The 8,295-nt window shown below is 71.2% G+C and carries 9 protein-coding genes; 2 read left to right on the forward strand and 7 right to left on the reverse strand.

Annotated elements, in window-relative coordinates; all coding sequences use genetic code 11:
- Positions 1 to 595 (reverse strand): TerD family protein (locus tag DY245_RS35360; protein ID WP_147318417.1); only part of this gene is annotated, 595 nt, incomplete at its 3' end.
- A 111-nt stretch (positions 596 to 706) separates the two neighbouring features.
- Positions 707 to 1,333, reverse strand: coding sequence for a M48 metallopeptidase family protein (locus tag DY245_RS35365; RefSeq protein ID WP_128511191.1), 627 nt, complete (start codon positions 1,331 to 1,333; stop codon positions 707 to 709).
- Between the two features lie 190 nt (positions 1,334 to 1,523).
- On the opposite strand from DY245_RS35365, the gene DY245_RS35370 reads away from it, so the two are divergent.
- Together DY245_RS35370 and DY245_RS35375 are read left to right on the forward strand one after the other, a co-directional pair.
- Positions 1,524 to 2,639, forward strand: a complete 1,116-nt coding sequence (locus DY245_RS35370) for a ThiF family adenylyltransferase (RefSeq protein WP_181924020.1) — start codon at positions 1,524 to 1,526, stop codon at positions 2,637 to 2,639.
- Positions 2,640 to 2,695: 56 nt separating this feature from the next.
- On the forward strand, positions 2,696 to 4,135 hold the full coding sequence (locus DY245_RS35375; protein WP_128511193.1) for an ABC1 kinase family protein: 1,440 nt from the start codon (positions 2,696 to 2,698) through the stop codon (positions 4,133 to 4,135).
- A gap of 38 nt (positions 4,136 to 4,173) precedes the next feature.
- Here DY245_RS35375 and DY245_RS35380 read toward each other — a convergent pair whose 3' ends face one another.
- The 5 genes from DY245_RS35380 to DY245_RS35400 all read right to left on the reverse strand — a co-directional run bounded on the left by DY245_RS35380 (position 4,174) and on the right by DY245_RS35400 (position 8,024).
- Positions 4,174 to 4,374, reverse strand: a complete 201-nt coding sequence (locus tag DY245_RS35380) for a hypothetical protein (protein WP_181924018.1) — start codon at positions 4,372 to 4,374, stop codon at positions 4,174 to 4,176.
- A gap of 94 nt (positions 4,375 to 4,468) precedes the next feature.
- The gene (locus tag DY245_RS35385) at positions 4,469 to 4,786 is read right to left on the reverse strand and encodes a hypothetical protein (RefSeq protein ID WP_128511194.1); all 318 of its coding nucleotides are present in this window, start codon (positions 4,784 to 4,786) and stop codon (positions 4,469 to 4,471) included.
- Positions 4,783 to 5,136, reverse strand: coding sequence for a WhiB family transcriptional regulator (locus DY245_RS35390; protein WP_128511195.1), 354 nt, complete (start codon positions 5,134 to 5,136; stop codon positions 4,783 to 4,785). Before DY245_RS35390 ends, DY245_RS35385 begins: the two co-directional genes overlap by 4 nt.
- A 119-nt stretch (positions 5,137 to 5,255) precedes the next feature.
- On the reverse strand, positions 5,256 to 5,579 hold the full coding sequence (locus tag DY245_RS35395; RefSeq protein ID WP_128511196.1) for a hypothetical protein: 324 nt from the start codon (positions 5,577 to 5,579) through the stop codon (positions 5,256 to 5,258).
- A 144-nt stretch (positions 5,580 to 5,723) separates the two neighbouring features.
- Positions 5,724 to 8,024: an ATP-dependent DNA helicase UvrD2 gene (locus DY245_RS35400; RefSeq protein ID WP_128511197.1), complete on the reverse strand. Its 2,301-nt coding sequence runs from the start codon at positions 8,022 to 8,024 to the stop codon at positions 5,724 to 5,726.
- Positions 8,025 to 8,295: the final 271 nt, after the last annotated feature.

Here is an 8,295-nt window from a genome sequence, read left to right on the forward strand (position 1 = left end):
CGGCCGGCCCGGGCGGCGGCGCGAAGCCGGGCGCGCCCTGTGCGGCGGCGGGCGGCGCCTCCGCCTCTTCGGCGACCTCGCCGCCGAAGTTCTTCAGCAGCGCCTCCAGGCCGCCGTCGAACCCCTGGCCGACCGCGGCGAACCGCCAGACGTCCTTGAGGTAGAAGTCGCCGAGCATGACGGCCCGCTCGGTGCTGAACTCGCTGCCGGTGAAGGAGTAGCGGGCGACCTCTTCGCCGCCGGCCACGATCCGGATGTAGCCGGGGCCGATCTGCGAGACCTGGCCGGCGCCGTCGAGGGCGGCGGTGAAGGAGAGCTTGTGGAGGTGCGGCGGAATCTTGTCGAGGGTGACCCGGAAGGACTCGCTGTCGCCGGCCTGCTCGCCGAGCAGCTGGATCGACTCCTCGGGCGACTTGGGCTGGTTGAAGAAGATGAAGTACCGGTCGTCGGACAGCCGCTCGTCGGCGTCCAGACCGAAGCAGCTGATGTCGAAGGTCAGGCCGGGTCCGGCGATCTGCACGCCGACGTACAGATCCGTTCCCGCCGTCAGATCACCGATCTTGGCCTTGTGGCCCCGCTGGAATTCCCTGGCCATACGTAACGCCCGTCCCCCGCTCCCGCTGTGAGTTCCTCTGCGCGCCAGGCTAACGGCTGGCGCCGACAGCGGGCGATGCCGGGGCGCGGCGGATGTCGTGCCGGCCCGCTCTCAATCGCCGCGGGCGGCGGGCAGATGGGGCAGCCGGTCGGCCGCGACCACTCCTTCGAGATAGCCGCGGGCCCGTTCCGTACGGGGATAGGACTCCAGCAGGCGCCAGAACCGGGGGCCGTGGCCGGGGACGAGCAGATGGGCGAGCTCGTGCAGCAGGACGTAGTCGATGACGTACTCGGGCATGCCCTGGAGGCGGTGCGAAAGACGGATGCTGCCCTCGGCCGGGGTGCACGATCCCCAGCGGGTGTTCTGGTTGGTGACCCAGCGCACCGAAGCGGGCCGGGCCCGGCCGTCGAGGAACTGGCCGGACAGCCGCTCGGCGCGCTCGGCCAGATCGGCGTCGCCCAGCATCCGCTTGCTCTCCTGGGCGGCGAGCTTGTCGAGCATGACGGTGACCCAGCGTTCCTCCTCGGCCTCGGACATACGGGCTGGAATCAGGACAACCGTGCGGTCACCCTCGCGGTACGCGGAGACCGTTCTGCGCCGCCGTGAGCTGCGGCGCACCTCGACCGCGCTGGTCCCTGAGCTACGGACCGTCGGGCTCGGTGCAGCCCTGCGCGATGTGTCAGCGGCGCGACGCAGGGGTGTCTCCCCTGAGCCGTGGGCGGAAGGGTCGGCGGGCACGCGCCCGACGTTACCCGCTGGCACTGCGGGAAGTCCCGCCCCGCGGTCGGTTCGCCACCGAACCACTCCATGGCGTGCACCGCTTGTATGACTAATGCCGGGGTCTGTGGATAACTTTCCGCACCGATCCGCCGCACGGAGCATGCTGGGAGCCGACGACGAAGGACGGGGGGCGGATGTCATGCATCCGATGCTCAAGCCCGCGCTGCGGCGCGGCTGGCGGGACAGGAACACGGTGCGGTTCGGCGTGACGCCGGCCCACGCGATGGTGGTCGGCCCGGTCGATCCCGCGACCGACAGCTTCATCTCACTGATCGACGGCACCCGCACGATGCAGCAGCTGATCGCGGAGGCCGCGTTACTGGACCTCCCGCCCGAGCATGCGCGGGGTGTGGTGGACCGGCTCGGCGCGGCCGGACTGCTCGAAGCACCCACCGCGGGCGGTCCGGCAGCCGACGCCGTACGGGCGGACGCCCCCGCCTTCGAGCGGCTGCGGCCCGATCTGGCCTCGCTGTCGGTGCAGCACCGGGAACCCGCCGGCGCCCTGGGCAGGATGGGCGCGCGCCGGGCGGTCCGGGCCCGGGTCAAGGGGGCCGGGCGGGTGGGCGCGGCGATCGCGGCGCTGCTCTCGTCGGCCGGGATCGGCCAGGTGGAGGTGTTGGACGGCGGAGTGGTCGAACCATGGGACGTGGTGCCCGGCGGGCTGGGGGCCGAGCGGATCGGAGAGCGGCGCAACGCCGCCGCGCAGCAACTGGCCCATCAGTCCTCCCCCTGGAGCAGCACACCGCGGCCGCGGGTCCCGGTCAGCGAGTCCGGCGAGCCCGGACTGTCCCTCGTGGTGCTCGCCCCGCGCGACGGGCTCGCCGCGTACGCCCCGGACCCGGTGCTGTCCGAGCCGCTGCTCACCGCCGGAATCCCGCATCTTTACGCGGGAGTGATCGAGGGCACGGGTGTGGTGGGTCCGCTGGTGCTGCCCGGCGGTTCGGCCTGTACGCGCTGCGACGAGCTACGCCGTATGGACGCGGAGCCGGCCTGGCCGCGACTGCTGGCGCAGTGGCGGTCGGGGCGCGGTTCACCCGCGGTGCCGGCCTGCGATGCGGCGCTGGCGACCACGGTCGCGGGGCTTGCCGCCGTCCAGGCGCTGGCGTTCCTCGACGGTGAACTGCCGCCGTGCACAGGGGCGCGGATGGAGCTCACGCTGCCGTGTGCGAGCGTACGGACCACGCGGATCGAACCGCATCCGGAGTGTGGCTGCGGCGCTGCTGTTTCGCTGTGTACGACAGGCACCTCGGATCCTCGGCCGTGACACGCCACAATGACGGAGTAACCCCGGTAGGGGGACAGTGTGAGTTGGAGGGGCGCATGTCTGATCTTCCCCGCAAGGCGGTCACCCGCACCGCCAAGCTGGCCGCGCTGCCACTGGGGTTCGCCGGCCGCGCCACCTGGGGCCTGGGCAAGCGGATCGGCGGCAGATCCGCCGAGATCGTCGGCCGCGAGCTCCAACAGCGCACCGCGGAACAGCTCTTCAAGGTGCTCGGCGAGCTGAAGGGCGGGGCGATGAAGTTCGGGCAGGCGCTGTCCGTCTTCGAGTCCGCACTGCCCGAAGAGATCGCCGGTCCCTACCGCGCCGCCCTGACGAAGCTTCAGGAGGCGGCGCCGCCGATGCCGACCAGCACCGTGCACTCGGTGCTGGCGGAGCGGCTCGGCGAGGACTGGCGGGAGCTGTTCGAGGAGTTCGAGGACAAGCCCGCGGCGGCGGCCTCGATCGGGCAGGTGCACCGGGCGGTCTGGCACGACGGCCGCGAGGTGGCCGTCAAGGTGCAGTATCCGGGGGCCGGGCAGGCGCTGCTGTCGGATCTGTCGCAGCTGAGCCGCTTCGCCCGGCTGTTGGGGCCGCTGATCCCGGGCATGGACATCAAGCCGCTGATCACCGAGCTGCGCGACCGGGTCTCGGAGGAGCTGGACTACGCCCTGGAGGCACAGGCCCAGCAGGCGCATGCCGAGGAGTTCGCCGGCGACCCGGATGTGGCGGTGCCGGCGGTGGTGCACCAGTGCGACCAGGTGCTGGTGACGGAGTGGATGGAAGGGGTGCCGCTGTCCGAGGTGATCGCGGACGGCACCGACGAGCAGCGCGACCGGGCCGGTCAACTCCTCGCCCGCTTCCTCTTCTCCGGCCCCACCCGCACCGGCCTGCTGCACGCCGATCCGCACCCGGGCAACTTCCGGCTGCTGGCCGGGGACTCCCCGGACGGGCCGGCGGAGGAGTGGCGGCTGGGCGTACTGGACTTCGGCACCGTCGACCGGCTGCCCGAGGGGCTGCCGCCGACGATCGGCACCTCACTGCGGATGACGCTGGACGGCGAGGCGGACGCGGTCTATCAGCTGCTGTGCGAGGAGGGCTTCGTCAAGGAGTCCATCGAGCTGGATCCGGACGCGGTGCTGGAGTATCTGCTGCCGATCATCGAACCCGCGCAGGTGGACGAGTTCACCTTCACCCGGAGCTGGATGCGCCATCAGGCGGCCCGGGTCGGCGACCCGCGCTCCCCCGCGTACCAGTTGGGCAAACGGCTCAATCTGCCGCCCGCGTATCTGCTGATCCACCGTGTGACCTTGAGCACGATCGGGGTGCTGTGCCAGCTGGGGGCGACGGTGCGGCTGCGCGACGAGCTCGAGGCATGGATGCCCGGCTTCGTCACCGAGGAGGAGCCCGCGGGCCCGGACGTCACCGACATCAGCACCGTGAGCGGCACGGACATCGCCGCGGCCATCAGTGAGGAGACCGTCGAAGAGACCACGGCCTGACCCTGCCGGCCGGGCCGCGTCTCCTTGGCCGCCCGGCCTCACCACCAGCTCGAATCCAGGCGCCCCTCGATGGCCCGGATGTTCTCCCGCGCGCAGTTGTCGCAGAAGTAACGGCGCTCGCCGTTCTCGACGGAGCAGGTCCAGGTCGGCGGAGTGGCCGCGGCGACCGCGCCACAGCCGGCACACACCGTGTTCCCGTCGGCCAACTCCGCCTGTTCATGCGTCTTCTGGTCCACCATCCGACGATATCCCCGTCAACCGCATGAAGCCGGATACAACGCACCACGGGGCCCGCCCTGTCGGACGGACCCCGTGGGTGGCGGCGTCACCGCCTTACTGCATCACGGCCATGGCCAGCGCACGGCGGGCGCGGAGCGACGCGCGCTCGGCGCGCCGCTGCATACGCCGCGCGGCGGCGAGCCGATGAGCCCTGCGTTCGGATTCAGCCTCCCGGAGGCGTTGATGCATATGCGCACGCGCCAGGGCTTCTGGGATGAGTTGCATGGCGTGGTTCCTGTTCTGACGCGACTCGATCGCGTCGGCGTTCGCGGGGACGGGCGTGTCGGTGAAAGTCGGATTCATCGTGGGGTCCTGCTTCTTGGGATCCCGTGTGACGGGACGGTCGATCGTTCCTGTGCCGATGGTGTTCATGCCGCAACCGGGTTCTTGCGCGGACGGCCACGCGGACGCTTCCGCGGCACGACAACGCCCTGGACGAAGAGCTCGCCACCCCAGACGCCCCACGGCTCACGGCGGTCCTTGGCGCCGGCAAGACAGGCCTCACGCACCGGGCAGGACTGGCACAGCGTCTTGGCGTACTCGACGTCGGCCGGGGACTCGGCGAAGAAGACCTCCGGGTCGTAGGTACGGCACGGAACGGCGGTGCCGAGGCGGTCGATCTCGTCGTCGAGCTCGGTGAGGGGCAGCAAGGAGTTCTCCTGAGGGTCGGGCGGAGGGATCAGGTCGGTGGCTACGGACGGGGTGTGCGTCTGGAGTTGCACGGTGGTGTGTTCCTCGTCTGTTCGGCCCGGCTGGTGGCGGGCGCGTGGGGAAAACAAAAGGGCCGCGGATCCCGGTGTGGGTTCCGCGGCCCTGGAAGGTGCCGACCTGATCGTGCCGATCAGGCTGGATCTCTCCAGGGTTCGAGGCCGCGGTAGGCCCACATTTCATGCTGCGTCTGGTACTGCTGCCGGGATTCGGCACCATTGGCCGCCGCGAAGGCAAAGGCATTCGCCGGTGCCGCTGCTGCTACCGCAGGTGCCTCGGTCGGTCGCGCGGTGCGCTCGCTGAACGTCGGAACAGCGAGGGACTCGGGGCGCGCGACCTCGGTACCGGACAGGCGGCCGAAGCCGGACAGACCGGTGCCAAGGAGCGAGGAGCCGAGGGTGCAGGTGGCGACGACCGAGAGATCGGTCATTTTGTTGGTCTCGATAATGCTGATCACTGGGCTCGCCTCCTCTCGGCGTCTCGGTGGACCGGGAATCCCGTTCCAGGGTGTTCAAGTACAGCACGGATCCATCGGATCTCGGAAGATTCCGTTGTCTCCGTTGCTTCCGAAGGCTATGGGGATGCGCTCCGCGCGCGCAAACTATTTTTCCGACGAGTTTTTCGCGGCGCCTTCGGACCCGTCTCCCAAGGCTCCCGCGAGCTCCTCGCCGGCACAGATTGCCAGCACGTCGCTGCCGTAGCGGTCGAACTTCCGCCACCCCACACCTGAGATGACCGCAAGCTCCGATTCGGTTCCCGGAACGGCCTCGGCAATCGCCATCAGCGTCTTGTCGGTGAAGACGCAGTAGGCGGGCTGCCGCGAACGCGCGGCCTCCCCCGCCCGCCACTCCCACAACCGCTCGTACAGCGCCTCGTCGAGCTCCGCCGGGCAGTCCTCACACCGCATCAGCTTCATCTCGCCCGCATCCGTCAGCGTCCGGTTGCAGACCCGGCAGCGGGCCGGGCTGCGGTGCTTGGGGCGCCGCGCCACCGCCGCCGCCCCGTCACCGCGCTCAACGCCCCCCGAGACCACCCCCGGCGTACGGCGGCCGGTCCCGGCCCCGGAACCGGGTCGCAGGCCCTTGAGGAACCGGCTGGCGCTGCGGGAGGCCCGCCCGCCGGGAGACCGCGACAGCGACCAGGACAGCCCCAGGTGCAACCGGGCGCGGGTGACGCCGACATACAGCAGCCGGCGCTCCTCCTCTATCTGCTCATCGGTCTTGGCGTAGGTGATCGGCATCATGCCCTCGGTGAGGCCCACCAGGAAGACGGCCTCCCACTCCAGGCCCTTGGCGGCGTGCAGCGAGGCGAGCGTCACCCCCTCGACCGTCGGGGCGTGCTGGGCGTTGGCCCGCTCGTCCAGCTCGGCGACAAGGTCGGCGAGGGTGGCCTGGGGCCGGGCCCTGGCGAAGTCCTCGGCGAGCCGCACCAGGGCCGCCAGGGATTCCCAGCGGTCCCGCACCGCCCCCGAGCCGGCCGGCGGCTGCCCGGTCCACCCCATGTCGCTGAGCACCGCCCGCACCTCGGACGGCAGGTCCACGGCGTCGTCGAGCAGCGCGTCGTTGCCGCCGAAGCGGGCGGCGCCCCGCAGCTTGATGCCGGCCTCGCGCACCTCCGGCCGCTCGAAGAACCGCTCGGCGCCCCGCAGCTGATACGGCACACCGACATCGGCCAGCGCCTGCTCATAGACCTCGGACTGGGCGTTGATACGGAAGAGCACGGCGATCTCGCTGGCGGGCACACCGGACGCGATCAGGTCACGGATCCGGCGGGCGGTGCCCTCGGCCTCGGCGGGCTCGTCGGCGTACTCGGTGTACACGGGCTCGGGACCCGCCTCACGCTGCGAGATCAGCTCCAGGCGGTGCTCGGCGGCGCGCCCCTTGGCCTGGGAGAGCAGGCCGTTGGCGAGGTGCACGACCTGCGGGCTGGAGCGGTAGTCCCGGACGAGCTTGACGACCGTCGCGTTCGGATGGCGGGTACGGAAGTTGAGGAGGTGGTCGGGGGTGGCGCCGGTGAAGCTGTAGATCGTCTGGCTGGCGTCACCGACCACACAGAGGTTGTCGCGGTCCCCCAGCCACAGCTCCAGCAGCCGCTGCTGGAGCGGGCTGACGTCCTGGTACTCGTCGACGACGAAGTGCTGATACTGCGTACGGACCTGCTCGGCGATGTCGTGCCGGTCCTGCAGCACACCGACCGTGAGCAGCAGCACATCCTCGAAGTCGATGGTGCCCCGGTCACGCTTGAGCTGTTCGTACGTGCCGTAGAGCTGTCCGATCTCGGCCGGGTCACGCGGGGCCTCGCGGCCCGCCTTGGCGACCGCCGCCGGATAGTCGGCCGGCACGGTCTGGGTGACCTTGGACCATTCGATCTCGGCCGTGACATCGCGCAGCTCATTGCGGTCGAGCCGGATGCCGCAGCGGGCGGCGGCCTCGGAGACGACCTGGATCTTGCGCTCCAGCAGCCGCGGGACCTCACCGCCGACGGCCTTCGGCCAGAAGAACTGGAGCTGCCGCAGGGCCGCGGAGTGGAACGTCCTGGCCTGCACCCCGCCCGCACCGAGCTGACGCAGCCGGCCGCGCATCTCGCCGGCCGCGCGGGCCGTGAACGTGACAGCGAGCACACTCGCGGGCTGCAGGATCCCGGCCCGTACCCCGTACGCGATCCGGTGGGTGATCGCGCGCGTCTTGCCCGTACCGGCACCGGCCAGCACACACACCGGACCGTGCAGAGCCGTCGCGACCTCGCGCTGCTCCGGGTCGAGCCCGTCGAGCACCCCGTCGGCCGAGTCAGGGACCTGCGGGAAGAGAGAGGAGTCCGTTGCTGCTGTCACCCCGCCATGCTGCCAGGTCCACGGAGCCCCCCGGGAAAGCTGTCCACAGCCGCGGACCCCGGTCGTACGCATCACGGCCACTGTGGACAACCCACGACGCGCGGACGCGGCGAGTGCTTTGCTGTGTCCCGGCGGGCGAACGAGCGGTCGGGCGGCTGGGCGGGCTGCTGGGCGGGCTGCTGGGCCGGTGCGATCTGCGGCGGCTCTGTCGTCTCTGTCGTCGTCGGTTGTGGCGGCGGGTGCCGGGGGCGCGGGCCCGGCCGGGGCGGGTGGCTTTGGTCGGGGCGGGCGGCTTCGGCCGGGGCGGGTGGCTTCGGCCGGGAGGAGGCTGCTTCGGTCGGCA

It is taken from the genome of Streptomyces inhibens (assembly GCF_003389455.1).
Taxonomy (GTDB): domain Bacteria; phylum Actinomycetota; class Actinomycetes; order Streptomycetales; family Streptomycetaceae; genus Streptomyces; species Streptomyces inhibens.

Coding starts and splice junctions, on each gene's coding strand:
- DY245_RS35370 (WP_181924020.1), top strand. CDS start 1,524: ATGCTCAAGCCCGCGCTGCGGCGCGGCTGGCGGGACAGGAACACGGTG.
- DY245_RS35375 (WP_128511193.1), top strand. CDS start 2,696: ATGTCTGATCTTCCCCGCAAGGCGGTCACCCGCACCGCCAAGCTGGCC.
- DY245_RS35380 (WP_181924018.1), bottom strand. CDS start 4,374: ATGGTGGACCAGAAGACGCATGAACAGGCGGAGTTGGCCGACGGGAAC.
- DY245_RS35385 (WP_128511194.1), bottom strand. CDS start 4,786: ATGAACACCATCGGCACAGGAACGATCGACCGTCCCGTCACACGGGAT.
- DY245_RS35400 (WP_128511197.1), bottom strand. CDS start 8,024: ATGCGTACGACCGGGGTCCGCGGCTGTGGACAGCTTTCCCGGGGGGCT.